Source organism: Streptomyces sp. H39-S7 (genome assembly GCF_027158205.1).
In the GTDB taxonomy this organism is placed as follows: domain Bacteria; phylum Actinomycetota; class Actinomycetes; order Streptomycetales; family Streptomycetaceae; genus Actinacidiphila.
Map to the genome: position 1 here is coordinate 67,469 of NZ_JAPVLU010000039.1, position 26,177 is coordinate 93,645.

Genomic DNA, 26,177 nt, shown 5'->3' on the forward strand with positions numbered 1-26,177 from the left:
CACGAGCGTCCTGACGCGAGCACGGCAAAGCACGCCAGCCAGTCGTCCTGCCCGCCCCGGCCGCTCTACGCGAGGAGGTACTGCAGGCCAGTCCCAAGACTCCACCACTATTCAGAGGGTGGTTCGAGCCACCTTGGCCTGGGAACGAGGCAGATTTGCACCATCACCGTCGAGCGCACTTCATCTGTGCTGGGTCGGCGGGCCCACGCGGCCCAGCATCGCCTGCACCCTCATCTGCTACCGCCGAATCGCCAACTGAGATGATTCCTTAGGCGAAGGTTCGGCGCAGGTGCGCTGTCAGGTGCTCGGGTACGGCCGGGTGGAAGCGTCCGGAGAGGTGGCCGTCCGGGCGGATCAGGAGGGCCTCGCCGTCACGCGGCGCGTAGGCGTCGCGAAACTGGCCCGCCGCGTCGCGCACGCGGGGCGGGCGCAGGCCGACCGAGCGAGCGTCCGCCGGTACGTCTGCAGCCGTGACCAGATAGGCGTCGAGCAAGCCGTGGGCGGCGCGCTGCGCCTGCACGGCACAGGCCTCGAGCCGGGTGGCGCCCTCGCCGGAGGCGTGCTCCGGGCCCGCGAACAGCAGCAGCACGTGCCGTGGGGTGCGCAGCAGATCGAACAGCCGCCGCGGGTAGGTGGCGAGGTCGCTCAGCAGGCCACGGCAGTCCGGTGCCCGGTCGCCGGGGGCGGGGCATGCCGTGGGTGTGCTGTCTGCGGCCTGCCGCTGGACCAACGGGCTGTCGGGGTAGGCGACCAGCAGCTGGGCCTGGCGCCGCAGCATCATCTCGGCGTCGTCCCCGTTGCCGATGAGGCCGGAGCCGGCCTGGCGGACGGTGCGGGCATGGCGGACGGTGCGGTCGAGCACCTCCCGCGCGACCGGGTGACGTTCGGCGTGATAGCTGTCGAGCACGTCGTCCGTGGCCAGACCGCGGACGGCCAGGGCTAGTTTCCAGGCGAGGTTGTAGGCGTCCTGCACACCGGTGTTCAGACCCTGCCCGCCGATCGGCGGGTTGATGTGCGCGGCGTCCCCGGCGACGAAGAGACGGCCGTTGCGGTAGCGGTCCACCAGGCGGTGTCCGGTGCGGAAGGCGGACGACCAGCGCAGCGTGGAGGCGGTCGTCACCTCCGGGGACAGCCGGTCGAGCACGGCTTGGATCTGGCTGAGGTCCGGTCCGTGGCCCTCCGCCTGGCCGAGGGCGATCCCGTCCGCCGCGTCCGAGCCGTCTTCGCCGCCGACTTGGGCGCCGGGGCGCAGCATCGACAGCCAGTACCGCCGGACGCCCGGCATCGGGATGCAGACGAGCATGTCGTCCATCTCACCGTTCGCGTCCAGGTTCACGGACCTCATGCTGTAGCCGGCGGGCAGTTCCCAGTCGAGCTCGATGTCACCGATCATGAACTGCTCGGGGAGCGCATCGCCCTCGAAGGTCAGTCCGGCCGCCTTGCGGATCAGGCTGTGCGCGCCGTCGCAGCCCACGATGTAGCGGGCGTGCACCCGCTCGATCCGGCCGTCGGCGTGCGCGAGGACGGCTTCGACGTCATCCGGGCGCATCTCCACCGAACGGAGCTCGATGGACCGCTCCACCTCCGTGCCGAAGCGCGCGAGATGCTCGGCGAGCAGCCGCTCGGTCGTGCACTGCGGCAGCGTGGCGAAGGAGTAGGAGATGTCGGGCGGCAGAGTCAGCTCCACGTTGGGGCGAGGTTTGCCGTCGATGAAGACCAACTGGCCCAGGTGCGGCACCGCTTCGTCCAGCACCCCGCTGATGAGACCCATGGCGTCCCACACCTCCAGCGTGCGAGGCAGGACACCGATGGCCTTGGCATGGGGCTCCGGCACGGCCAGCCGATCGACAATGCGGCAGTCCACGCCGTGCCGCCGCAGCTCGGCCGCTGCCGTCAGGCCCACAGGGCCGGCGCCCACCACGAGTACGTCGACATCGGCCATGATCAGGCTCCCCTATCGTCCGGACTGGTTCACGAGCAAGTTTGCTTCACCAGGCCGCGCCGTGCCTGCTGGAGACAATCAGCGTCGAGATCGCCGTTGTGCCCGCCGTCGACGGCGCGGCGCTCGAGGTCGCTTCGCACCGGCAACCGGTGACCACCACAGACGATCGCCGCCCGCACCCTACGCACTCGCTCCGGGCCAACTGACCAGGCCCGTGCCTCCCCCTGGCGAAATCAGGATGAGACCTTCGCCAATATGGTCAGGGCTTTGTGGGCGAGGGGTGCCTGCAAGGGGTTGAAGTGGGGGTTGATGGCGAGGGCTGTGGTGAGGTCGGTCCGGGCGGCGGTCGGGTTGCCGAGGGACTGCTGGATCATCGCGCGGTGGTAGTGGAACAGTGCGCTGCGGGTGCCTTGGGCGAGGGCTTGGTCGGATTCGGTGAGGGCTTCGCTGTCCTGGCCGTTGGTGTGCAGGGCCCAGGCGAGGGCGTCGTGGCTGTCGATGAAGGGGCGGTTGATCAGGCCTTGCCGGGCGATGGTCAGGGCTTGGACGGGGTTGCCGTGGTCGGCTTCGAAGAGTGCGGCGTCGGAGTCGAGGGTGACGCCGTTGTCGGCGAAGAGGCGTTGTTCGGCGCGGAAGATCTCGTACTGCTGGTCGGCTTCCCTGGTGCGGCTGAGGGACTGGTACAGCTCGCCCAGTTGGAGGACGTGCTCGGGCTGCGGGACGCGCTGGACCGCCCGGGTCAGGTCGGCGATCGCGGCGGTGCCGCGGCCCAGCGCCGCTTCGGCTCTGGCTTTTGCCTGGAGCAGCGAGGTGGAGGCGGGGGCGGCTCGCAGACCCGCCTCGGCCTCGCGGAGCCCGGTGGCGGGGTCGCCGTTGTTGAAGGCGAGTTCGCTCAGGTAGTAGTGGGCGAACTCCTGGTCTGCCGGTCCGGCGGCGTCGTTGAGGGCTCGTTGCATGTCGGTGCGGGCGGTGGCGGTGTCGCCGCGTAGTTCCGCCACGTAGGAGGCGCGGGACAGCGATGGAGCCCCGGGTCGCAGGTCGACCATGCGTTGGACGGCGTCGGCGGCCTCGGTGTAGCGACCGAGTTGGGTGTAGGCGTCGGCGAGTGTGCCGTACAGCGAGGAGTTGTACGGGTTCACGGCGATGGCTCGTCGGGCCCAGTCCAGTGCTTGGTTGAAGTGGTGGCGTCCGGCTTCCAGGGCGGCCATGCCGCCCATCGCGGTGAAGTTGTCCGTCTTTTCCACAGTGAGCGAGCGCTGAAGGGCCGCTTCGGCCTTGGGGTAGTACGTGGGGTCGGCGGTGGTCTTCGCTTGCTGGACGTAGTCGATTCCCAGAGTGGCAAGGACGGTCGCGTCATCGGGCTTGTGCCGTAGGTGCTCCTGGAGTCCGGTGATCTGCGCAGTGAGCGGATCGGCGGCCGTGCGGCCGGCGTCGGCGGATGAGTTTGCGTTGTAGCCGGTGGAGGAGGCGGGCCAGGGTGCCAGGCCGAGGCCTCCGGCGAGGAAGAGCCCGACGCCCAGGACGGTGGCGACGGCGGCCGGCAGGAACCGCTGGTGCGCGGGGCGCCGGAAGGTGGGGGGCTGGGAGTCGTGCTCGCTCACGGCGCACTCCGGTTCACTGCTGCGGGTGGGGAGGGGCAGGGACCGTTGGGTGAACCGGCCCGGCGTTGGTCTGTGTGGCGTAGACGACGAGGTTGTCGCGGTAGCTGCCCTGCTGGCTGTCGTATTCACCGCCGCAGGTGATCAGCCGCAGGGCCGGGGGGCCGCTGGTCGCGTAGACCTGGGCGTCGGGGATGGCGTCCTTGGGATACTCGCGCAGCGCCAGGACGGTGAACGTGACCTGGGAGTGGTCGGCGCGTTCGACGGTTATTCGGTCGCCCGGCCGTAGCGAGGACAGGTTGTAGAACGCGGCCGGGCCGGTGGCGGAGTCGACGTGGCCGACGATGACCGCGGCGCCGGGGTCGCCGGGGAGCGGTCCGTCGCTCCACCAGCCCACCTGGTCGGGGTCGTCCGGTACAGCAAGGTGGCCGTCCTGCTGGACCCGCAGACTGCTCAGGGAATGGTGGACACCGATGCCCGGGATGCTGATCCCCACCGGGCGGGCAGCTGGGGTGGCCGGTGTGGGCAGGGTCGCGGTGGCAGTCTGCGGTATCGGCAGGGTGCCGACGTTGACCGGCGCGGGATGGCGTTGGGAACGGGCCAGCAGAGCGGTGCTGCCGCCTGTGACCAGGGCCATGCCGGTGGCGACGACGGCCGCGGCCAGCAGCCAGCGGGTGCGGGCGGGCCGCCCGCCCCCGGGTGCGGGGGGCGGGCGGCCTGCAAGGGTGGGAGTGCTCACGCCCGGTCGGTGCGCCGGCGGCGCAGTGCCAGGCCGCCGGCGCAGGCCAGCAGCGTGCCGCCGGCCACGGCTGCCACCGGCATGATCGGGATGTTCTGGAAGGCGGTGCCGCCGAAGCCCGCACCGATCCCGCCGTCGGGCTGCAGGGAGTCGGCCTGGTTGACCGCTGCGGTGTTGGGCAGTGCGACGTAGGGGAAGGTCGCACCGGGCTGGCGGTAGGGGGTGTCCACGGCGTCACCAGCGGCGAGGGCGGGCACGATCTTGCCGGTCTGTGCGGCGCCTTCGAGGGCCTGCAGCTCGATGTCGACGACGTCATCGTTGAGCCGTCGGCCGTTGGGGAAGCCGCCCAGGTCGCCGCCGAGGACGCCGAGACGGTTCGGGTTGGCGGTCACCGGTACGGACATGTTCAGGCGCAGCTCCTCGGCCGGGGTGAACTTGTTCTTGTCGACGTCGGCGTTGAGGAGTTGTGAGTTGAGGTCCGCCTTGATCGGCCCGCAGGTTTTGCACACGCCGGTGAGGAAGATCTCGGCGAGGTCCTTGCGCGGGGTGGCGGGCGCGGGGATGCCGTAGATGCTCTGGACGAGCTTGGGCACGATCGGGTCGAGGACCTTGTCCACGACCGGCTGCACGGTGTGGTCCTGGGACGGGTTCAGCGTGTTGAAGGCGTCCTTGTACTTCAGCGGGACGACCACCTCGTTGACGAGCGGATTGCCCAGTCGGGAGACCTGGTGCCAGCCGGCCTCGCCGCCCTTGTCGGGCTTGGGCATACCGTCCTCGACCGCTGCTCCTGAGCCCTTGTCGTCGCTCGAGCTGTTGCCGTTCTTGCCTTCGCCGCCCTTGGAGGAGGGTGCGGTGACCGCGGCGCCCTGGCGGTCGGTGGTGGACCACACGCCGATCACCGGGTTGCGGGTCGCGTCACCGTGCAGTGCCAGGTCCTTCTTGGGGACCTTGATGGCGATGGTGTTGACGTTGTAGCCGGCCAGGGTGTTGTGGCCGGGCTCCTTCAGGTCCCCTCCGTAGAGGAGGTCGAAGACCCGCAGGTCGAGGAAGAACGGGTCGGACGCCTGCCCGGCGTAGGTCTGGCCGCCGTCCGGCAGCGCGACGGTGGCCTGCTTGCGCAGCGAGGCGTAGTCGGGCATCGAGGCCTTGCCGACGTTCGACGGTGCCGCGGGGGCGTCCTTGAGGAGCGTTTTGGTGGCCCCGTGGGCGTCGGTTTCCGTCAGATCGTAGGTCTGACGGAAGTTCAGCGTCGGGTCGTCCAGGTTCTTCACCACGCCGGTGTTGTACAGGAACTGGTTCGCGTCGTCGCGGATGTGGTCGCTGAACTTCCACGTGTAGGTGGTGTCCGCGTTGCCGTCGCCGTCGCTGTCGATCTTGATGTTGTAGCGGGCGTCGTTGGCGAAGGGGTAGAAGTTCGGACCCCCGTTGGGTTCCTCGAACGGGATCCAGTTCGCCACCATCGTCACGGTGTCCGGGTCGTCCGGGCTGGTGAAGGCGTAGACGTCGGTGTTGTCGGCCTTCGGGTCGCCCGCGATCAGCGGCGCCTCCCGGTGGCTGGAGGCGGAACTGACGCCCGGTGTGAGGCCGGCGAGGGCGGCAGCGCTCACCAGGGTGAGAGTGCCGAGAGTGGCCAGTGCGCGTTCGGCGGTGCGGGCGGGCTTTCGACGCGAAGGGGGAGAGGACTGCATGGGCCATCCGTTTCCGGTGGGGCCACACCGGCCCCGCGGATCGGGGTCAGGGGCGGCGGTGAGCGGCGGACGCTCCAAGCCACACCGAAAACCCCGTCGGGCACGCCGATCATCGGCGGCAGCCATCCACGGATTCCGAAATGCGGCTTAAGCTACACATAAAGCACCACGAGTCTCGGCCCTCCGCAACGCGTCGGAGCCGAATGGGGCCGTCAACCCATCGCCCGGAGGAGGGGCTGACCCACCCCCCACTCACTCTCGCAGGACGGGCCGTCCAGGACCGTCCTGAGGTTGCGCTGCAGCAGTGACCGCGCCCACCGCACGAGTGAGGCAGTCTCGGACGAGACGCACACCACGACCCGGTAGTCCCCGGGAAGTTCACCGCCCGCCGACCGCCGCGGACTCGTGCACATCGACCGCCGATCAGAGCTGCCCAGCCGGAACGCCGCAGACACGGGTGAGCGCGCGCCGGGCCTGCGGCCGGGCGGCAAGGAACGCGGCGACCGCCGGGTCGGTCCTCTCCAGGAGCGCTAGATGTCTCAGCGCATGAGATGCGACATGATCAAGCGTCAGGTCGAACGGAGCCGGATGACCAGGCCTGTCGCTGCGGGCGATGGTGTGCGGATCCGCCAGAGCGCGCGCGGGGCGATCCGGATCGGGATCGGGGTGGACGATGTAGGTCAAAATGATGGCCCCTTCGTCATCGCTGCGCCAGCTGGTGGAGTGCACAAGGTGACCGTCGTCATCGTCGGCGAGTCCGGCCAGTCGACGGGCCGCACGATCGGGCGCGGCTGGCCGGGTGAGCCCGGTGAGCAAGCGGCGGTAGGCGAAGCCGGCGACCGCGTCATACCGCAGCAGCAGCGCTTCGACCAAGACCGGGGGCGGTGACAGCGGGCCGGCCGTGCGGCTCGTCATCGATGCCCGGTCCGTGACGGGCAGCAAGCCGGCAACCATACGTCGACTCCAGGATCGGCGGGAGGCCGGGATGAAGCGGCCCGCTGCCGACTCTATTGCCTACTAGCCGCAGTTGCATCTCGTAAGCATCAGACCGAGGAGGCGTCGTCCGCAGCCACGGTGGATCCCCTCGAATCGATCGCTTCGGCGTGCTCACTCGGCAGGAGCTGCCACCGACTGCTTCGGGCGCCGTCGCGAATCCGCACACCGCCCGCAGCGAGGGACGTGCGCAGACGGTCGGCGAGGTCGTAGGCTCCCTGGGCTCGCAGGGCAGCGCGCAGGTCGAGCAGTGGATCGAGGACCCGGGTCAGGGTGTGCTCCGGTTCCAGCATGCCTTGCTGGGCCGGCGCGACGAACTTGCGGATCATGCCACGCAGGACCGTCCGGGCCCACTGCTGCCCACCTTCGTCCTCCTCCGTGTCACCGGCCCACGAGCTGATTTCAGCCTCCAGTCCCAGGACCGCCGCCACCATCCGGCCGGCGTCACGCGCCACCAGCGCCGACTCGAAGAGCTCTTCTGCGGCGTTGACGGCCTCCTGAAGGGTGACCGGTCCGCCGGCAGCCGGCGGCGTATCCGGCCGGTCGGGCTCGGTCGACTGCCAGGACCCGGGAGAGTCACTCGTTGTACCGGCGACGAGGCCGCGCAAGCGGTGCAGCGCCAGAACAGTGCCCGAAGGTATCCGAGTGAGGGCCCCGCGGCGCCGGACCGACATCACTCCGTGACCCCACACCCGCGCGCTGTCGGCGACGAGGTCGATGACGACTGCGGTGTGCTCATCGATGCCGAGGACGGCGCTTTCCTCGGGCAGGTGCTTTTCCAGAGCGGCCAGCCGGCTCTCGCCGAGGTAGCAGAAACGGGTGTCGTGCGTACCGCCCTCGGCGTTGTCATAGTGCGGGATCACTGCCACCGGGATACCAAGGCTCCCGAGCAGGTCCAAGCCGTCCAGCCACATCGGTGGGTGCCCTGCCTTGTAGATTTCGTAGACGGGCAGCGCGGCCAGCCCCACTGTGCACGCGGCGGCGGAAGCCATCACCGTCACACCACGGCCCCGCCGCACCCGATCGGCCAAGGCCTGCCCCAAGCCCTGTTCCTGCCAGCGCCCCAGCGCATACGAAGGGCTGCCGGGACCGGAGAACACCCAGGCGGCTCGGTGTATTTGATCACGTAAGCCGTCGGGATCAACCCCCGTGGCGAGATCAGCGTCCGCATCGGCCATCACCGTGGTCACGAGCCCGACACTGCGACGGAAGTACTCCCGGGACCGCGACGAGATGTCCTCGCGATTCACCTGGAACCCGTATGGGGTCTCCAAGATCACCGCCTCGGCGTCCGGCTCCAGATGCTTCACCAGCTCCCGGTGCAGCGTCACCATAGTGGGGCTGGTCTCGCCCGAACCCATCAGGACAAGAAGCCCCCGTCCGGTATGCATCCCTGATCCCCGCCCCTCACAGTCCGGACCCACGGAAAGCGATATCCCTACCCCACGAACCTTCCCGACATCCCGGAACGCCGGTCGGCTCGATATACGGCCGAAAGTCCCCCGATGGCACGCGCCTGCGCACCCCTTGCGAGCCGGTCGCCAACAGGTCTTCAGGACGAACTCCGACGCGGTCCCTCGCCGATGGCACGGAAGTGGTGCACGCGCGGTCGCGGTGCACCCGGCGAGACGACCCCTGGCGTGCGAGCGCATCCGACAATGGATTCGACAGCATCAACGAAGGAACCCTCACCACCGTCATAGGGACGCCGCACTGGAATGCGCCCTCCTCGTGATCGCGCGACGTTTCTCCTCGGCCCAGCACGCCGACCAGATCATCGTTCTGGACAACGGCCATACCACAGCCCGCGGACGCCACGAGGAGCGCCTAACCGGCAACCCCACCTACCGCAGCTGCCGGACGGATGCTCCACCCGGCCGCCACCGCACCCGCCGCCACGACGACCAGCCCACCCGATCCCCGCCTGCACCGCCCTGTGTGGCGAGGCTCCACCCCGCAGATGCCCGTGTTCAGGCCGCCCGACCCGACGCGTGGGGCAGCACGGCCGGAGGCGGTTCTGGCCGTCGACCAGAGTTTGGGGTCCACCGCAAGCCAGTCGGCAATCGGATGCCGCGCTCTACCGACGCGTCCGACGACCATTCAGGCTAGCGCCTGAATGGGCCGGGCGAACTGCTCCACGTCAGACCCGACCTGCACAACCCCCATCATGTGGTCCTGCCCACCCCGAAGCATCAGCTCATTTCGGCGGACCTTCGCCCTGCCGTCCCAACGCGGGCTTGCTCTGTCCGAAGTGCGGTACCACGCACTGCCTCGCAACGACGAGGACCGCGCTCGCTCCACAATGGCAGCCGCAGTGTCCTGGTCGTTGATCATCCTCTCGATGGCAGCCGCGAAGGGATGAAGGACTCGACCCGTTCCGGACGAGAATTTCGTTCGGAAGTCTCCTCCAGGGCCGTCCACATGGCTGCGATGGGCTTCGTTATGGCGTGGCCCCTGTCGGTGAGCCGGACGATGATCGCCCGCTGGTCGCGTTCGGGCCAGCTCACGCGTCGACAACCCGGCATCCTGCATTCGGGGCGGGGACTTGGAGACGGTCGAGTGGTCGAGGCCGACCCTCGTGGGGAGCTTTGGCGGTTTGCCCGTCCCTTTCGTACAGCCGCACCAGCTGCCCCGCTGCACACCGTAGAAGCACGAGGTTCCTACCTGCAGCGAGAACGCAGGAAGACTGAACGATCATGCTCTATCAGCGGATTGTAGTACGCGTCATAGCGTCTATCCGGCTGACTGAATGATGCGCCCACGGCCGCACGGGTTCCGGGTCGACAGCACAGCCCTGACTACCTTGGCAAGCGAGAGAGAGAAGGCGCACAGCCCCTGGCGTGAACCACAATGTCCCATTCCGCGTCCCCTCGCCTCGCATGACCAGGGCGTCTTGTCCCCTTGAGCAGAGAATAGATTCCTGAAATGCACCGGCGAGGTGGCTGGAAATTCTCCCCTATTGAGTGGAGTTTCATCTTGGGCCAATCCGCAGTGTCCTCGGCTCCGAAGAGGGTCCGGAGGCTGAATCCTCCGAGACCGTCCGCATGTCTGAGAGAAAGACTCTTCATGACCGTAAACGCATCACCCACCGGCAGCAGTCGGTGGAAGTCAGCAGCGCTGCTGCTGGCGCTGGGTTCAGCTGTCGCTGGTGCCGCGCTGGCTGGACCGGGATCCGGTGTCGGCCAGGCGTCCAGCCACCGGGAAGCGCCACTGGTCGCGGCTGACCCGCAGGTCGACAACACCGACCTGTACGCGTTCACCAGCCCGGACAAGTCCGACACGGTGACGCTCACCGCGAACTGGATCCCGTTCCAGGAGCCGAACGGCGGCCCGAACTTCTACCCGTTCGCCGCTGACGCGCACTACGACATCAACATCGACAGCCAAGGCACCGGAAAGCCGGACCTGACCTACCGGTGGACGTTCCGCAACGAGGACCTGCGCGGCGAGAAGACGTTCCTGTACAACAACGGCGTCGTCAACAACCTCACCGACAAGACGCTGCTGTTCCGCCAGCATTACTGCCTGCAGGAGATCCGCGCGGGCAAGAAGCCGGTCACGCTCGTCGCGGACGGCATTGCCACCCCGTCCAACGTCGGCAAGGCCTCCATGCCGAACTACGGCAGGCTCCGCAATCAGGCCACGCAGAAGCTGCGTGGTGGCGGCCAGACCGTCGCCACCCAGGCGGCCGACCCGTTCTTCCTGGATCTGCGGGTTTTCGACCTGCTCTACGGAGGCAACCTCTCCGAGACCGGGCACAACACCCTGAACGGCTACAACGTCAACACGTTGTCCATCCAGGTGCCCAAGTCCAAACTGGCCTACAAGGGCAACGCGAAGCGCAACCCGGTCATCGGGGTGTGGAGCACCACCGAGCGGCGCACCATGCAGCTCAGCCCCGGCAAGCAGACCCCCACGGGCAAGTACGTGCAGGTCTCCCGCCTCGGCAACCCACTGGTCAACGAGGTTGTGGTGCCGGCCGGGCTGAAGGACGCGTTCAACGCGCTGCCGCCGTCCGAGGACCACAACCAGCCCAAGGTCGTCGCGAAGGTCCTCGACCCTGAGCTGCCCAAGCTCATCCAGGGCATCTACGGCATCCCAGCCCCGAAGACCCCGCGCACCGACCTGCAGGAGATCTTCCTGACGGGGATCGCGAAGGCCGCCAACGGGCCCCTGGCCGTGGATCTGAACTCGCAGCTGATGAACCTCGACATCAACAAGAAGTGGTTCGTTCCCGCCGAGGAACTGCGGCTGAACATGTCGACGCCGGTTACGGCCAAGCCGAACCGGCTCGGCGTGCTGGGCGGTGACTTCCAGGGCTTCCCCAACGGCCGCCGCATGGGTGACGACGTCATCGACATCTCCATCCAGGCACTCGAAGGCGCCACCCCCGGCCACCTGATCCAGGCTCTTGCCGCCGGTGACGGCGTCAACGGGCCCGGCAAGGCGTTCGGGACCACGTTCCCGTACGTCGCCCTGCCGTACACCGGGTCGGTCAACCAGGCCGGCTAGCCCCACATCGGCCGGTGCGGGCCGACACCACTGGCCCGCACCGGCCGACCGACACCTGCCGTTGGACGAAGAGGCGTCTTCAGCGTGTCTGTCGCGTCCAGCAATTCGTCCACGGCTCACCACGCCCATCGTTTGACAGAGGGATGTCGTTCATGCGCCGCCTCGCCCTGATCGCCGCCGCCGCCGCGCTATGTGCCGGCCTGACCGGTTTCGCGGCGCTGGAACACACCACTCACTCCCCAGCTCCCGCGGCGGCGCCTGCTCCGGCGACTGGCGCGGCCCACACTGCGCCGTCCATCGGCATGGTGGTGCGCGCCCTTCAGGACAAACTGCGCCGGCAGCCGGCTGACGCGGCCTCGTGGGCGCAGTTGGGTTCCTCGTATGTCGAGCAGGCCCGGCTCACCGTCGACCCGACGCTGTATCCCAAGGCCGAGGCGGCGCTGCGGCGCTCGCTGGCGTTGCAGGCGGACGCCAATACGCCCGCGCAGGTCGGCATGGCGGGGCTGGCCAATGCCCGGCACCAGTTCACCCAGGCCCGCACCTGGGCCGAGCAGGCCGTAGCAGGTGATCCGTACGCGTGGGCCGCCTACGGTGCTCTCGCCGACGCTCTCACGCAACTCGGTGACGACGCCGGTGCGCAGGGCGCCGTTCAGCGGATGCTGGACCTGCACCCCTCGACCGCGTCGTTCACCCGCGCCTCCTACATCCTGGAGCTGCAGGGCCGAAGCGATGAGGCGGCACAGGCCCTGCAGCGCGGGCTGGAGGACGCCTCCAACCCCGCCGACCAGGCCTTCTGCCAGCACTACCTGGGCGAGTTGGCCTTCAACACCGGATCTGCGGCTGCGGCGTTGGAGCACTACCGCAAGGCCTTGGCCCTGGATCCGACCTATACCGCCGCTCTCGCCGGAATTGCCCGTGCGGAAGCCGCACTGGGCAGGACGGCCCAGGCCGTCACCGACTACCAGACAGCGATCGCCCGTGTCCCCCAACCGCAGTACGTGCTCGAACTCGGCGAACTGCTGGAGTCCCTGGGCCGTACCGCGGAGGCGCGTGCGCAGTACCGCGTGCTGGAAGCCGAACAGAAACTGTTCGCCGCCAACGGCGTCGTCGACGACCTCAACCTCGGCCAGTACCAGGCCGACCACGGCAACCCCCAGCTGGCCGTCACCCTGCTCACCGCCGAATGGGGCCGCCGCCACAGCGTATTGGTCGCCGACGCTCTGAGTTGGGCACTGCACCAAGCCGGCCGGGACGGGGAGGCGCTGCCGCTGGCGCGGGAGGCTAACCGTCTTGGGTGGCGTGATGCCACCGTGCGCTATCACCGCGGCGTCATCGAACAGGACCTCGGCGACACCCAGGCCGCGCGCACCGACCTGATGGCCGCCCTGTCAGCCAACCCCGCCTTCTCCCCGCTGCGCGCACCCGACGCACGCGCACGCCTGGCCCGCCTCCAAGGAAAACGATGAGCCGCACCTTCGCCGCCGCGCGACGCGCCGCACTGGTCCTCGCCGGGATCTCGGTCCTGCTCTGCCTGACCGCACCGGTCGCCTCCGCCCACCCGTTGGGCAACTTCACCGTCAACCGCTACGACGGCCTGACGCTCCGCCCCGACCGGGTCGACGACCTGGTGGTCATCGACACCGCCGAAATCCCCACCCTGCAGGGCATGCCCGCCCTGGACACCAACCACGACGGGCGGCTCAGCGCCGGCGAGGCCGCCGCCCACGCACGAACCGCCTGCGCCACACTCGCCGACGGCATCACCGCGACCGCGCAACCACGCGGCACCGGGGCCTCACCCGTCCAGGCTCTGCCCTTTAAGGTCCTGTCGACCGGCTACCGGCTGGCGCGTGGACAAGCCGGTCTGGACACCGGCCGGCTCGAATGCCGGCTGAGTGCCCCTGCGGACCTGGGCACTGCCGGCACCCTCGAACTCACCACCGGCGTCGACCCGTCCCACATCGGCTGGCACGAGATCACCGCCCGCGGCGACGGGACGCGGATCGGCTCCTCGGACGTCCCCGCGGCTTCCATCTCGAACGCGCTGCGGACGTACCCCGCCGACCTGCTGTCCAACCCGCCCGACACCCGCCACACCAGCATCACCCTTGGCAACGGTCCCGGTGCCGCTACCGCCAATACGCCGGGCTCGGGCCTGCTGGGCAGCTGGTACGCGGCCTTGGACGCCCGGCTGGGCTCCCTCACCGACCGGGACCGGCTCACCCTTCCCGTCGGACTGCTCGCGGTCCTGCTCGCTCTCGTCCTGGGCGCCGGGCACGCCGCACTACCCGGCCACGGCAAGACCATCATGGCCGCCTACCTCGCCGGCCGACAGGGCCGACCACGTGACGCCGTCACCGTCGCGTCCACCGTCACCCTCACCCACACCGCGTCCGTCCTAATCCTGGGCACAGCACTGAGCGTGTCCTCCGCACTCGTCGGCGAACAGGCCCTCGCCTGGCTCGGCACCATCAGCGGCCTGCTCATCATCGCCGCCGCCATCTGGCTCATGCCCGCCGCACTGCGCAACCTGCGCGCCCGGCCGGGTGGGCGACCCGAGAGCCGCCAGCACACGCACGACGGCCACACCCACGGGAATCACGAGCACGCCCACGGCCACTCGCACAGCGACGATGGAGAGGTCGCCGAGCCCGTCGAAGCCGGCGAACTCGTCACAGCCGCGGCCGGAAACCCCGCCATCACCGCGACCGACACAACAATGAAGCCACCACTCACCACGGGCCCCGAGGGGCACCACGGCCATGCGGCTCCGCACACCACCCCCCACCAGCACGGACCTGAGCAGGGCAACCACAATCACCATCACGAGGTGCACGGACACAGCCACGGGCTGCTCGGCCACCATCACCACGGCGAGTCCGCCGGCCGCAAGAAAGGTGGCCTAATCGGGATCGGGATCGCCGGCGGCCTCGTTCCCAGCCCTTCCGCGCTGATCGTCCTGCTGGGCTCCATCGCCCTGGGCCGAACCGCCTTCGGCGTCGCCCTCGTCCTCTGCTACGGCCTGGGCATGGCCGCAACCCTGGCCGCCGCCGGCCTGGTCCTTCTCAAACTGCGCGACAGGATCCCGGCCCTGAACGGCGCATCCGTCGGCCGGTTCGCGACCTGGGGCGCACGGATCACTCCGCTCGGCACCGCTGTGCTCATCCTGGCTGTCGGGGTGGGCACCGCACTGCGCGCGATGCCGCTATGAACAGCTCGCCACAGTCCCCTCATCACTCCACCTGACAGGACGTGGACCATGTCGACACCCGCCCGCACCCGTTGGGCCACCCTCGTCGTGCTGGGCGCACTCGTGCTCACCGGCTGCGGTTCCTCCGCAGCACGCACCGGCGCACCCGACATCATCTCCGACAGCAAGAAACCCACCTGCCGCAGTCATCAGAGCGTGCTCCCCAGCAAGGACTACACCGGGGGAAGCGACGCCAAGACCCTGGCCGTCCTCGCCATGATGAAGTACTACACCGCCAAAGGGTCCCTCCCCTTCTGCGACGCCAAGCCCGCCACCGCACAGGACACCGCCTGGGCCCAGCTCTACGCCAGCCTCATCAAACCCTGACCAACCCCGCTCTGTTACGGAGTGGGTCGATCTCCGCGCAAGGCTGGCACGAACCTCGTATGACTGTGGCGCCGCAGCGCACGTCAGTCACCCACGGTCACGATGCGGGCGAAGTGAATGCAGGTCCTTTACAGCGTGGCCGTCGGCAGCTAAACAACCTCGGCGACCAACGACCGAGGATCGCAGAGCGGCGGCAGCAACGAGAGCCTTCTTAACAAACCGTCGGCCCCGGAAATGCCACCAGCCGATTCCCCCACCGTCCACGTGCATCGCCACATCAGCGCCGGTTACTTGCGCAAGAGTCAGACTGGGACGGCCGGCAACCGGGCAAGCTCCGGGAAAACTGCGGCCGCGGCCCTCAAGGCGCGGCTTGAGGAGGAGAGATTCTCTCTTCTTGGCATGCGTCAACGACCCTTCGCCCGGAAATGGGGCTGCTGCGCGGGGCACTGCGCTTGTGCGAAGGTCTTGCTCAGTGGTCACACCGGCCACGGTCACGACATCGACGCTGCGATGAACATCAACACTCAGGGACGCAAGGTGCCCGGAGGTGCGCAGACCATAACGCCTGAGGGCCCGGGTCGGCGACCCTACGGGCGTGATTGTCCGCCCTGCAGAGCACGACACCGACCGCAGCCCGAGTCCCGCACGATGCCGATACGCTGCCCCCCCGGTGGATCGGTGCGCTACGACTGCCGCATTCTTGCCCCTGGTGGCGCCAGGGCCCTGCCAACTGCGACGGGTCTTACCTCCGTCGCCGCACAGGGGCAGTGGGGACTTCCGCGCTGCCAACTGGCTCGTGCCGAGGACCGCATCCGCAAGGCGCTCCTCGGTCGGCGGAGCGTGGCTTTGCCGGCGCATACAGCGGGGTGGTGCAGGAAGTCGGGCAACTCGGTGCCGAAGTGGCGGGCGTTTGCGATGCCTCTGGGTGAGGTTTTGCGGCGCGGATTGTCACGGCGAAGCAGGTCTGCGCTGCACATCCGGCTCGCTCACTCAAGTGGTATGACAGCCGCCGGGGGTCCTGACGGGGTTCGTGAACCGCCGGCCGGTTCGACCGTCACTCCGACCGCGTCGGAGCCGCTCGGGCCGCCCGTCAGGAGCTGGGTGCCGTCGGTGCGGCCCGGTGCGATGAGGCCGGCCGGGATCATCGTGCCGTTCTGGCTGTACCAGAGCTGGTAGACCCGGGACGCGGCCAGCGCAGGCAGGTCGTGGTAGACGAACACTGTGCGTCCGAGCCGCTGGGAGGCGACCACGGTCGCCGCGCCGCCGCCCCCCATCGAGCCGGTCCGCAGCGTGGCGTCGGGCGCCGCCATCACTATCTGTAAGTCGGAGACGCGCTGCGCCGCTTGCACCACCCGCGAGCGCTGGTGGTCAGTTTCGCGCTGCGCCTCTGCTGCCCAGCCGCCTGCACTCGCCACGAGAGCTCGGCACGCGGCGACGGCCAAATGCGGCAGCCACCGCTGCCAAGTCCTGTCTCGCAACGGCACCACGACATTTCCGGCCATCAACGGCGGCAACTGCCGTACCTCTGACAGCGCGCGGACGACGCGTTCACGCAAGGCGAGTGGCAACCTCGGTGCCACCGCGAAGGCCAGCCGGGACGCGGTCTCCCGCAGCTCCCGCACCTCTTGGTCGCAAGCGGGGCACTCCGCGAGATGCCGGGTGAACTCGTCCCCCTCGGCGGGCCAGAGCGCGTTCAGTGAGGGTGAGGAGCCGGGGTTGTCCTGCGGCTTGTGGCCGTGAAGGCGGCCGGGCAGGTAGGACGTGGGAGCCGGGTGAGGGCCGGGGCTACGACGGCATCGCCTGCGGCGACCGCCGACAGTTCTTCGCGGCGCGTCCTTGAGGAGGAAGCCGCTGGCTCCCGCGCGCAGCGCGGTATGGGCGTATTCGGCCAGGTCGAAGGTGGTCATGACCAGGACGCGAAAGCGTCCGCCGGTGGCGACGATGCGGCGGGTGGCCTCCATGCCGGGCATCCGCACATCCATAGCGTGATCATGACGGGAGGGTTATGGCCGACGATGTCGTGCACCTCGCGGCGACCCTGGTCCGTTCTTCGGCGAAGGCCAGTTTGCTGCGCTGCTCCCGTTCGATCTCCAAGCGCGCGGCGCGCTCCCGCAGGACAGACAGTTGGGAGCGGCGGATCCGTACCGCCAGCCCCAGGGCCAGTACCGCGATCACGGCGTTGAACAGGAAGAACAGCGCGTCACATACGGCCTTCCAGGTCGAGAGCTCTGCGGGAGAGTGGGTACGGTCGCGATGCTGCCCGTCGCCGGCGGGCGGGGGACGCCCGCGATCAACCTCTACCGCACGCACTGCGGGCCCGTGGGACACCTGCCACCGAATGCGAACAAGGGGCGCGTTGGTCTGCGTCATCCCCAGATGGCCCTTGTGACGCGCCGTGCACAACGCAGTGTGTTTGTGTCAGGGGGCGACGCCCGGCGTCAGGTCGGGCTGATTTCCCTTGGGAGACAAGTATGCGTACAGCAATGATCGTTCCCGCTCTGGCGCTCGCGCTGGCCTGTCCCTTCGCGTCGGCCACCATGGCTGCGGCAGGCGACGGACATGGGGGCGGCCTGAGGGTGATGGGCCTGACCGCAGACCAGCAGCTCGTCAGCTTCTCCGAGGACGCACCCTCGTCGCTCCGCTCGTCCGGTCGTGTGCAAGGCCTGCGGGGGGACACCAAGCTGGTCGGGATCGACTTCCGTGTTCAGACCGGGAAGCTGTACGGCGTAGGCAACAAGGGCGGGGTCTACACCGTTGATCGCGACGCGAGGGCCAGCAAGGTCTCGCAGTTGACCGTGGCGTTGCAGGGCAACAACTTCGGCGTCGACTTCAACCCGGCCGCCAACCGGCTGCGCGTGGTCAGCGACACCGGTCAGAATCTGCGCCACAACATCGACGACCCCGCCACCCCCCGCTCCACCACTGTCGACGGCCCCCTGACCAATCCCGCCGTCCCGCCGGCCACCACGACCACCACCGCGCGGGGCGTCACCGGCGTCGCGTACACCAACAACGACCTGAACACCATGACCGCGACGACACTGTTCGACATCGACACCGTCAACGACCGCGTCTCGCTGCAGTCCCCAGCCAACGCCGGAACCCTCGCGCCCACGGGTGGCCTGGGCGTCAACGCGGGCCCGTCGGCCGGTTTTGACATCTACTACTCACCCAAGGCCGGAACCAACCGGGGCTTCGCCGCGCTCCAGGTGAGCGGCACCTACAGCTTCTACCACGTCAACGTCCTGAATGGAAAGGCCGAGTACATCGGCAACTTCCCCGCCGGCCGGCAGGTCTTCGACATCGCCCTCCCTCTGGCCCAGGACTAGGTCGTTTCGTTCGGATCATCGGATCGTTGGTCTGGTGGGCCATTGGCTGTCATCCCGTGGGCTTGGATCAAGCCGTTGTTGCCGGAACGGATTCTGCGCCGGGGTGGCCGGTGACGGGATCATCGTGAGGTGATCGATGCGGTCGCCTACAAATTCCTGACCGGATGGTAGCGGGTCCATCTGCGCGAGACGTACGGCAACTGGCGTGACGTTTGCAACCGGTTGCGGATGTGGGCGGTCGATGGAACGTGGGAGCGGGCCTTCACCGCGTTGATGGCCCGGGCCGACGCTGATGAGGATGGGAATTGGGCTGTCTTGGTGGACTCAATGATCGTGCGCGCGCACCAGCGCGCACGCGGCCGGGGCCCCGCAAAGAAGGGGCCCCGGCGGGCGAGCCGACCGACCATGTCATCGGCCGGTCCCGCGGCGGGCTGACCACAAAGATCCACCTCACCTCCGACGCCCATTGCAGCCCCCTGGCCTTCGTCCTGACCGCCGGACAGGCCGGCGACGCGCCCGTCTTCACGGAAGTGATGGGCCGTGTGCGTGTTCCCCGCCGACGCGGGCGGCCCCGCACCAGACCGCATCGTACTCAAAGACATCCCGGTCGCACTCCAGTCTGGCAGCGCCCGCCCCTGTGGTCAGCGTGAATTTTGCTGCCCATACCAGTGGTGCGGGGTAAGGGACATGCTCGAGTGGCCCTCTCGAATGGGCCGTACCGCGAGAATCTGGTCGACGCCCATGCGCCGTTCGGCGAAAGCTGCCGCACCCCCAACCAAGTAGAGTCGCCAGACGCGAGCAGTAGGGTGTCCGACCAGGGAAACGAAGTCGTCCCAACGTTCTTCCAGTGTGTGATGCCAGGCGGAAATGGTGCGCGCATAGTGTTCGCGCAGTGATTCAACCGACCGGACTTCGAATCCGGCCGATTCCAACAGATCGACGGTCTGACCAACAGGTCGCATGTGCATGTCGGGGGCGATGTAGGTCTCAATGAACGCCCCACCCCCAGGCGCATGGGCCCCTCGCGACATCTGCTGCACCAACAGGCGGCCGCGCGGTTGGAGCAGGGTATACAGGCGGCGGGCGAACGCCGGATACTCGACGTCACCGACATGCTCGCCCATCTCGATGGCGCTCACGGCGTCGTATCCTCCCCCCTCGATGTCCCGGTAGTGCCGCAGTTGTACGTCCACCAGATCGGCCAGACCCCGCCGCTCGACCCGTGCGGCAACGAAGTCGCGTTGCTCAGTCGATAGCGTGACTGCGGTGACCTGCGCCTTGTACGTCTGCGCGGCATGCAGGCTCAGGGAGCCATGGCCTGGCGCATCTCGTTGGGGATCTCCAGGGGGTGCTTCTCGTTCACTGCTCAACGGTGAAGGACCGCGCCGACCAAAGCCACACCGCAAGGTCAACGAAACCACTACCAGTGTCGGCCTGAGGTGGTGCTTGCCTTCTGAACCACCAGGTGGTGGACATGCCGATCCTCGGCGGGGCATCGGCTGTGCGAGTGGGGCTGGCCCGGGCCGCCGGAGGGGGACGCGTCACGGGAACAGGGCGATCGTTGGGCCCGTCCTCGTGCGGGCTGGCGTCCCTGCCTCGGGCGGCCCGGGTGATGCAAAGGAGCGGTCAGCGCTGGTAGCCGTCGTGGCCGGCCCAGTCGCCGTTCTCGTTGTCGTTGGTGTCGTCGTGGTGGCTGCTGATGTTCTGGCAGGTGTTGCCGAACGCGGGGTTGAGCAGGCCGACGACGTTGACGGTGTTGCCGCACAGGTTGACGGGCACGTGGATGGGGACCTGCAGGAGGTTCCCGGACAGCACACCGGGAGAGCCGACGGCTGCACCGTGGGCGTCGGCATCGGCGGCGGCGATACCGGCGCTGGCGGCCAGAACGGCACCGGCCGCGGCGGTGATGGCGGCTGCCTGGGCAATACGGGACATCGAAGAGACTCCTTGAAGAGGCGAATGCGCCGCGTAGGCTGCGGCGTCGTCTCCCCAACGGGCCTGCTCTCTGGCAGGTCACGGGTGTTCCACCGAACCAGCGACCGAACCTCTCACGACATCGCGGGCGCACTGCGGTGCGCGGAAACGGCCTGGAGGGCCGTTCGGGTGAACGGGGATCCTGGGCGGCGGTTCCTGCCGTGACGCGACTGGCCGGCAGCTCGTTCATCGGGTGCGACATCGAGGTCCGGCCGGGCCCGGCAGCAGGATCCCTTTCCCTGCCAGACCCGGCCGCATCATCCGACACTCCTCGATGCCCCGAACCCACCTGCGGCCACCCCGCAGCCGTCGGCCAATTATTCGATGTGCGAAATGGTGGATGCGTGCGGCCGTCATGACCAGGGCGGGGGCGGCGTGCTGGAGCCACCTGACACGTGCTGCCCCCGCCGGGCCTGCAGACCCGAGACCGCGGCCTGCGCTGACATGCTCGGCCCCCGCTGTGGGCGGAGGGTGAGGGCGGAGCGCATCCGCACCACTGCATAGACACAAATCCCTCTTTTGAAACATGCCAGCTGCCGGCGGGACAGGCGTTGCGAGGAGCCGTTCGACGCGACGGGCACGGCGTGGATGGTCCGGTGCTTCGCGGAGTCCTGGGTGATTGCTCCGGGGCCAGCGGGGGGCTGTTGCGGTGAGATGTGGCTTCGATCCCGGCAAAATGGGCGTGTCGGGGCGCGGTCGGCGGTGCCGGGCGTGGTGTTGATCGTGAGGTCCGTGCCGCACCGGATGTGGTGCTGTCTCACCTTCAGGGAGATCTTCATGATGCGTATTGCCAAGGCCGCCACGGTCATCGCCGCTATGGGCGCCGCGCTGTTCGGCGGTGCGGGACTGGCCGCCGCCGACGCCGGCGCTGAGGGCTACACGGTCGGCTCGCCCGGTGTCCTGTCGGGGAACCTGATCCAGGTCCCCATCCACATTCCGGTCAACGTGTGCGGCAACACCGTCAGCGTGCTCGGTGCGCTGAACCCGGCGTTCGGCAACCGCTGCGAGAACGGATCCGGCCGCTACATGGGCGGCCAGGGCGGTCAGGACAACCGAGGCGAGGGCAACTGGGGCCAGGACAACCGCGGTGAGGACAACCGCGGCGGCGACAACCACAGCGGCAAGGGCCAGATGAGCAACCACCACCACAGCGGCGACGAGGGCGGCCAGGGGGGCACCGAGCACCAGGGCGGCGACATGCACAGCGATCACCAGGACGACTGCGACTACTGATCGCGGTTCGGCGCCTGGTAGCGCCTGACCGGGTTGCCGGCGTGACGTCGTACGGCGGTGCGGCGTGCGGAGCCGGCCTTCGGGTGATCGACTTCTTGCCGGATCGTGTGCCACCCCATTCAGAGGGGTCTGGGCTGACGCACGGTCCGGTCTTCCCGCTGCCCCGGGAAGGGTCGGGGTCCCGATGGCAGTTGGCATGTTTCCGACGCCCCGACTACAGGAGGCTGTGGGTGAGTGAGCGTCCGATCAATGATTACGCGGTGCTGTCGGACTGCCGGTCGGCTGCCCTGGTGGGTTCGGACGGGTCGGTGGACTGGTGGTGTCTGCCGCGTTTCGACAGCCCGGCAGTCTTCGCCCGCCTTCTTGACACCGATGCGGGTCATTGGTCCATTCGTCCCTGTGGAAGTACCGAGGTCAGCCGGCGGTACCGGGACGGTGCCCTGGTGCTCGAGACGACGTTCCGCACCCGTACCGGGACGGTTGTCCTGGTGGATGCGCTCGCCGTGGGACGCAGAGAGCGAGGCCATGCGCTCGGCAGCGCATCCCCCGGGGCGCTCCTGCGGCAGGTCACCTGCAGCGAAGGCCGTGTGGTGGTTGAGGTCAGTTACGCTCCGCGGCCGGAATTCGGCCTGGTCCACCCCCTGATGTCCCTGGTCAGAGGAGGCCTGATTGCGCGCGGGGGCTCCCACAGCCTGATGCTGTCTGCACCGATCGAACTCGCGATCGAGCAGTCCACCGCCCGAGGCCAGATCATGATGCGAGCTGGTGACCGGCTCGACATGGCCTTGCACGCCCACCCCGCCTGGGGCGACGAGCCCAGACCGTGGAGCCGGCGGCGCATCAGACGGCGCCTGGCGGACACCACCAACAGCTGGCGGTCCTGGACAGCGCTGCACCAGGCCTACCGCGGGCCGTGGCAGGAGCAGGTCGAGCACAGCGGGCGGGTACTGCAGGCGCTGACCTTCGCCCCGACGGGGGCGATCGTGGCGGCCGCCACTACCTCGCTGCCCGAGAGCATCGGCGGAGACCGCAACTGGGACTACCGCTACACCTGGGTGCGCGACGCGAGCTTTACCCTCCAGGCCCTGGCCACCGCATCGTGCGACAAGGAGAAGGGCGCCTTCTTCGGTTTCCTCGCCCGCGCCGCAGCCACCCAGCTGCAGCGCGGCGTGGACCTGCAGGTCATGTACGGCATCGGAGGCGAACGTGACCTGAGCGAACGGCCCATGCCCCACTTGGCGGGATGGCGCCACAGCGCCCCGGTGCGTACCGGCAACGACGCCTGGCGGCAGCGGCAGCTGGACGTCTACGGCGAACTCCTCGACGCCGCCCACCAGTGCCTGCCCCACGACGCACCGCTCGACCTGCCGGTCCGGACATTTCTCGTACAGGCGGTGGAGGCAGCGGCCCGCCGGTGGAGCGAACCCGATCAGGGCATCTGGGAGGTGCGCGGACCCAGCCGGCACTTCCTGCACTCCAAGCTCATGTGCTGGGTCGCCCTGGACCGTGCCATCGACATGGCACCGGCCCTACAAGCAGCCGATCGCGTCCAGGACTGGAAGGCCATCCGGGAGCAGATCCGCACCACGATCGAGGGAGAGGGCTGGAACGATCAGTTGGGAGCATTCTCCCAGGCCTTCGGCAGCGAGGAACTGGACGCCTCCGCCCTCGTGCTGGCCCTGGTGGGATTCCTTCCCGGCAACGACCCCCGCGTGCGGTCAACCGTCCAAGCAATCCGATCGCAACTCATGGACGCGCGGGGGCTGGTACATCGCTACCTCAAAGACGACATGCCAACGCAGGAGGGCACTTTCCTGCTGTGTACCTTCTGGCTCGCCCACGCCCTGGCAATCAGCGGTGATGTCTCCGGAGCACGGCAGGTGTTCGAAACAGCCCTGGCCCAAGCCAACGACGTGGGCCTACTCGCTGAGGAAGTCTCCAGCGCCACGGGCGAAGCTCTCGGGAACTACCCGCAGGCCCTCAGCCACATTGGCCTGGTCAACGCAGCCCGAGCCATCCACGAAGCAGAAGGCAGCACGCAGAGATAGCAGACGGTGCCCTGCTCTTGCGGCTCCCCGACAGGCCGGGGTAAGTCTCCACCGCTGGTCGGTGCCCGACAACCCACTTCTATGTCCTGCAGGCGATCGGCGCCGCAGTGCGCCCCAGCCAGTGACGCACCCGGTGCCCCTTGCGGGCAGAACGGCGCGAATCGTAAGGAGTCGCTACCGCCGTGCGTCAATGGTTACGACGTACGGTCTTCCCGGACACTGTGTGTAACTGGGAAGGAACCGAGATGGACGCCCCTGACGACGAACAGGACGCCCGCCGCCCACCCCTCAAACCGCAGCCGCAGCCTCCGGCGGACGGGGCGAGCACACCGCCAGACAGCGGCCCCGGGCAGCCAGCGGCGGAGCCCTCGCCCGATGCGACGAAGCAGTCCGATACTTCCGCCGCCCGTGCCAACCCGGCGGCGAAGCCTGAGCGGCGTGGTCGGTTGCGTGCGTTGTTGGCGGCGGGCCCGCCGCCGGGTCCTGCCCGGCCGGGGTTCTGGCGCAGCCCGTTGCGCGGTCCGTGGCTGACATCGGTGTTCGGATTGATTCTGCTCGTGGGTATCACGGTGATGTTCGTGACCGGGCTGCTGTCCTACGCCGCATACAACCCGGACTTGTCGCCGGTCAACGACCAGACCCCGGACAAGGGGATTCTGGGTTTCTACCTGTTCTCCTGGCCCACCCACCCCTACTGGCTCTATCGGCTCCTGCAAGGCGTGCACGTCACGCTGGGGGTAGTACTCATCCCGATCCTGCTGGCCAAACTGTGGTCAGTGGTCCCCAAGCTGTTCTCGTGGCCTCCGGTGCGCTCGGTCAGCCACGCGCTGGAGCGCCTGTCGCTGCTGCTCCTGGTGGGCGGCGTGCTGTTCGAGTTCATCACGGGCATTCTCAACATCCAGCTGCACTACATCTTCCCCGGCTCCTTCTACACCCTGCACTTCTACGGGGCGTGGGTCTTCATCGGCGCGTTCGTCGTCCACATCGCCTTCCGCATTCCGACCATGGTCCGCGCCCTGCGCAGCCGCCGGCTGCGCACCGAGCTGCGCACCGAGCTGGAGCGGACCGAACCCGAACCCGCGGACGACACAGGTCTGGTCTCACCGCGGCCGGCCGTACCGACGATGTCGCGACGCGGCGCGCTGGGCATGGTGGGCCTGGGATCCGCGACCCTGCTCGTCGTCACGGCCGGGCAGAGCATCGGCGGGCCCCTGCGCCGCGTCGCACTGCTTGCCCCGCACGGCGGGCCGAACCCTGGTTCGGGTCCAGGCGGCTTCCAGATCAACAAGACGGCGGCCGACGTCGGCATCCAGGCCCGTGACATCGGGCCGGACTGGCGATTGACCGTGCGCGCGGGCACCCGTCAGATCGTCCTCACCCGAGCCCAGGTCCTGGCATTGCCGCAACACGGAGCCTCACTGCCGATCGCCTGCGTGGAGGGATGGTCCACCGACAACCAGGACTGGTCCGGCGTGCGACTTGCCGACCTGGCCGCACTCGTCGGCCTGCACACCAGCCCGCCGGGCGTCGCGGTGGAATCCGTACAGCGCGGCGGCGCGTTCCGCTCGACGGTGCTGCGGGACAACCAGGTCCGCGACCCCCGCTCGCTGCTGGCCCTTCAGGTCAACGGCGCAGACCTCACCCCGGACCACGGCTACCCCGCCCGCATCATCGTCCCCGCCAACCCCGGCGTGCACAACACCAAATGGGTCACCCGCCTCACCTTCGGGAGCACCCTGTGAAAAACCTCCGCGAGCGCTACGGCGCCTCCCCCCTGCACCTGCTCCTCATTCTGTGCTCCTTCGCCCTCACCGCCTACGCCGGGACGCGGCTACTCCAAGGCGACACGATCCGCATCGCGATCTGGTTCGTGGGCGCCGCCCTCATCCACGACCTGGTGCTGCTCCCCCTTTACACCCTCACCGACCGTGCGACACAAGCCCTTCTCGGCTCCCGCGGCGGCACCGGGAAACACCACCGCACCCCCAAGCAGTGGATCAACTACCTGCGCGTACCGACCTTCGTCGCACTGCTCCTGCTGATCACCTGGTACCCCCTGATCCTCAACAAGGTCCCCGGCTATCACCTGGCTACGGGCCTGCCCGCCGACGTCTTCCTCGGCCACTGGCTGCTCATCACCGCCGTCCTCTTCGCCGCCTCAGCCCTCTGCCTGATTACCTCCATGTGGCGCCAACGCACCCCGCAGCCGGATCCTGGCGCACCGCCAACTGACTCTCCATCTGCCGGACCAGCTCCTCAACCTCCACCTGGGCACAAGGCGCCGGATGACGAAGCCTGAAACGGTGTGAGCACGTCTGGCCGCATCGAACGTGCCAGAACAGCGTGACCGGGCAGGTCCGTAGGTCCAGAAGGCCGACGTCCGTGTTTCGTAAGGAGCCGCAGTCCAAAATGTCGGGTTCTGCTTCGTAGGGTGAAGCATGTGACCAACCACCCGACACCGCCCGTCGACGTCGTACTGCCGTGCCTGGACGAGGCCGGCGCCCTGCCCTGGGTGCTGGAGCGCATGCCGTCCGGATGGCGGGC

At 68.6% G+C, this 26,177-nt stretch carries 18 protein-coding genes and 2 pseudogenes; 10 read left to right on the forward strand and 10 right to left on the reverse strand.

Annotation, left to right across the window (positions count from 1 at the left end):
- Positions 1–268: 268 nt before the first annotated feature.
- The 6 genes from O3X23_RS31060 to O3X23_RS31085 all read right to left on the reverse strand — a co-directional run bounded on the left by O3X23_RS31060 (position 269) and on the right by O3X23_RS31085 (position 8,294).
- Positions 269–1,942: an FAD-dependent monooxygenase gene (locus O3X23_RS31060; RefSeq protein WP_269275415.1), complete on the reverse strand. Its 1,674-nt coding sequence runs from the start codon at positions 1,940–1,942 to the stop codon at positions 269–271.
- Positions 1,943–2,175: 233 nt separating this feature from the next.
- The gene (locus O3X23_RS31065; RefSeq protein WP_269275417.1) at positions 2,176–3,543 is read right to left on the reverse strand and encodes a tetratricopeptide repeat protein; all 1,368 of its coding nucleotides are present in this window, start codon (positions 3,541–3,543) and stop codon (positions 2,176–2,178) included.
- Between the two features lie 13 nt (positions 3,544–3,556).
- Positions 3,557–4,279, reverse strand: a complete 723-nt coding sequence (locus O3X23_RS31070; RefSeq protein WP_269275419.1) for a class F sortase — start codon at positions 4,277–4,279, stop codon at positions 3,557–3,559.
- On the reverse strand, positions 4,276–5,967 hold the full coding sequence (locus O3X23_RS31075; RefSeq protein ID WP_269275421.1) for a DUF4331 domain-containing protein: 1,692 nt from the start codon (positions 5,965–5,967) through the stop codon (positions 4,276–4,278). The genes O3X23_RS31070 and O3X23_RS31075 overlap by 4 nt, the downstream gene beginning before the upstream one ends.
- A 423-nt stretch (positions 5,968–6,390) precedes the next feature.
- Entirely contained in the window at positions 6,391–6,921 is a 531-nt protein-coding gene (locus O3X23_RS31080; protein ID WP_269275423.1) for a hypothetical protein, read from the reverse strand.
- Between the two features lie 89 nt (positions 6,922–7,010).
- Positions 7,011–8,294, reverse strand: a complete 1,284-nt coding sequence (locus O3X23_RS31085; RefSeq protein ID WP_269275425.1) for a hypothetical protein — start codon at positions 8,292–8,294, stop codon at positions 7,011–7,013.
- Positions 8,295–10,026: 1,732 nt separating this feature from the next.
- Here O3X23_RS31085 and O3X23_RS31090 point away from each other — a divergent pair.
- The 4 genes from O3X23_RS31090 (at position 10,027) to O3X23_RS31105 (ending at position 15,049) form a co-directional block, all read left to right on the forward strand.
- Entirely contained in the window at positions 10,027–11,472 is a 1,446-nt protein-coding gene (locus O3X23_RS31090) for a DUF4331 domain-containing protein (RefSeq protein ID WP_269275427.1), read from the forward strand.
- Between the two features lie 152 nt (positions 11,473–11,624).
- The gene (locus O3X23_RS31095; RefSeq protein ID WP_269275429.1) at positions 11,625–12,938 is read left to right on the forward strand and encodes a tetratricopeptide repeat protein; all 1,314 of its coding nucleotides are present in this window, start codon (positions 11,625–11,627) and stop codon (positions 12,936–12,938) included.
- Positions 12,935–14,683, forward strand: coding sequence for a nickel/cobalt transporter (locus O3X23_RS31100; RefSeq protein ID WP_269275431.1), 1,749 nt, complete (start codon positions 12,935–12,937; stop codon positions 14,681–14,683). Before O3X23_RS31095 ends, O3X23_RS31100 begins: the two co-directional genes overlap by 4 nt.
- A 48-nt stretch (positions 14,684–14,731) precedes the next feature.
- The gene (locus tag O3X23_RS31105; protein WP_269275433.1) at positions 14,732–15,049 is read left to right on the forward strand and encodes a hypothetical protein; all 318 of its coding nucleotides are present in this window, start codon (positions 14,732–14,734) and stop codon (positions 15,047–15,049) included.
- A gap of 986 nt (positions 15,050–16,035) precedes the next feature.
- On the opposite strand, the gene O3X23_RS31110 is transcribed toward O3X23_RS31105, so the two are convergent.
- Both O3X23_RS31110 and O3X23_RS43995 read right to left on the reverse strand, forming a co-directional pair.
- Entirely contained in the window at positions 16,036–17,031 is a 996-nt protein-coding gene (locus O3X23_RS31110) for an anti-sigma factor domain-containing protein (RefSeq protein WP_269275435.1), read from the reverse strand.
- Positions 17,032–17,038: 7 nt separating this feature from the next.
- Positions 17,039–17,419 carry a hypothetical protein gene (locus O3X23_RS43995; RefSeq protein WP_331283967.1) on the reverse strand — a complete coding sequence of 127 codons (381 nt, stop codon included), beginning with the start codon at positions 17,417–17,419 and terminating at the stop codon, positions 17,039–17,041.
- Positions 17,420–17,520: 101 nt separating this feature from the next.
- On the opposite strand from O3X23_RS43995, the gene O3X23_RS31120 reads away from it, so the two are divergent.
- Positions 17,521–18,378, forward strand: a complete 858-nt coding sequence (locus O3X23_RS31120) for a DUF4394 domain-containing protein (protein ID WP_269275437.1) — start codon at positions 17,521–17,523, stop codon at positions 18,376–18,378.
- Positions 18,379–19,019: 641 nt separating this feature from the next.
- Here the strand turns inward: O3X23_RS31120 and O3X23_RS31130 are convergent.
- Positions 19,020–19,697, reverse strand: a pseudogene (locus tag O3X23_RS31130) (class I SAM-dependent methyltransferase); the annotation flags it as partial.
- Positions 19,698–20,004: 307 nt separating this feature from the next.
- Complete coding sequence (locus O3X23_RS31135) at positions 20,005–20,313, reverse strand: chaplin (protein ID WP_269275438.1); 309 nt, start codon at positions 20,311–20,313, stop codon at positions 20,005–20,007.
- A gap of 816 nt (positions 20,314–21,129) precedes the next feature.
- Between O3X23_RS31135 and O3X23_RS44340 the strand changes: the two genes are divergently transcribed.
- From O3X23_RS44340 to O3X23_RS31160, 5 genes and pseudogenes are all read left to right on the forward strand, one after another.
- Positions 21,130–21,585: a chaplin gene (locus O3X23_RS44340; RefSeq protein ID WP_443048032.1), complete on the forward strand. Its 456-nt coding sequence runs from the start codon at positions 21,130–21,132 to the stop codon at positions 21,583–21,585.
- A gap of 230 nt (positions 21,586–21,815) precedes the next feature.
- On the forward strand, positions 21,816–23,633 hold the full coding sequence (locus tag O3X23_RS31145; RefSeq protein ID WP_269275440.1) for a glycoside hydrolase family 15 protein: 1,818 nt from the start codon (positions 21,816–21,818) through the stop codon (positions 23,631–23,633).
- Positions 23,634–24,091: 458 nt separating this feature from the next.
- Positions 24,092–25,375: a molybdopterin-dependent oxidoreductase gene (locus O3X23_RS31150; protein ID WP_443048033.1), complete on the forward strand. Its 1,284-nt coding sequence runs from the start codon at positions 24,092–24,094 to the stop codon at positions 25,373–25,375.
- Complete coding sequence (locus O3X23_RS31155) at positions 25,372–25,932, forward strand: hypothetical protein (RefSeq protein WP_269275442.1); 561 nt, start codon at positions 25,372–25,374, stop codon at positions 25,930–25,932. The genes O3X23_RS31150 and O3X23_RS31155 overlap by 4 nt, the downstream gene beginning before the upstream one ends.
- 132 nt (positions 25,933–26,064) lie before the next feature.
- Positions 26,065–26,177: pseudogene (locus tag O3X23_RS31160) on the forward strand (glycosyltransferase); the annotation flags it as partial.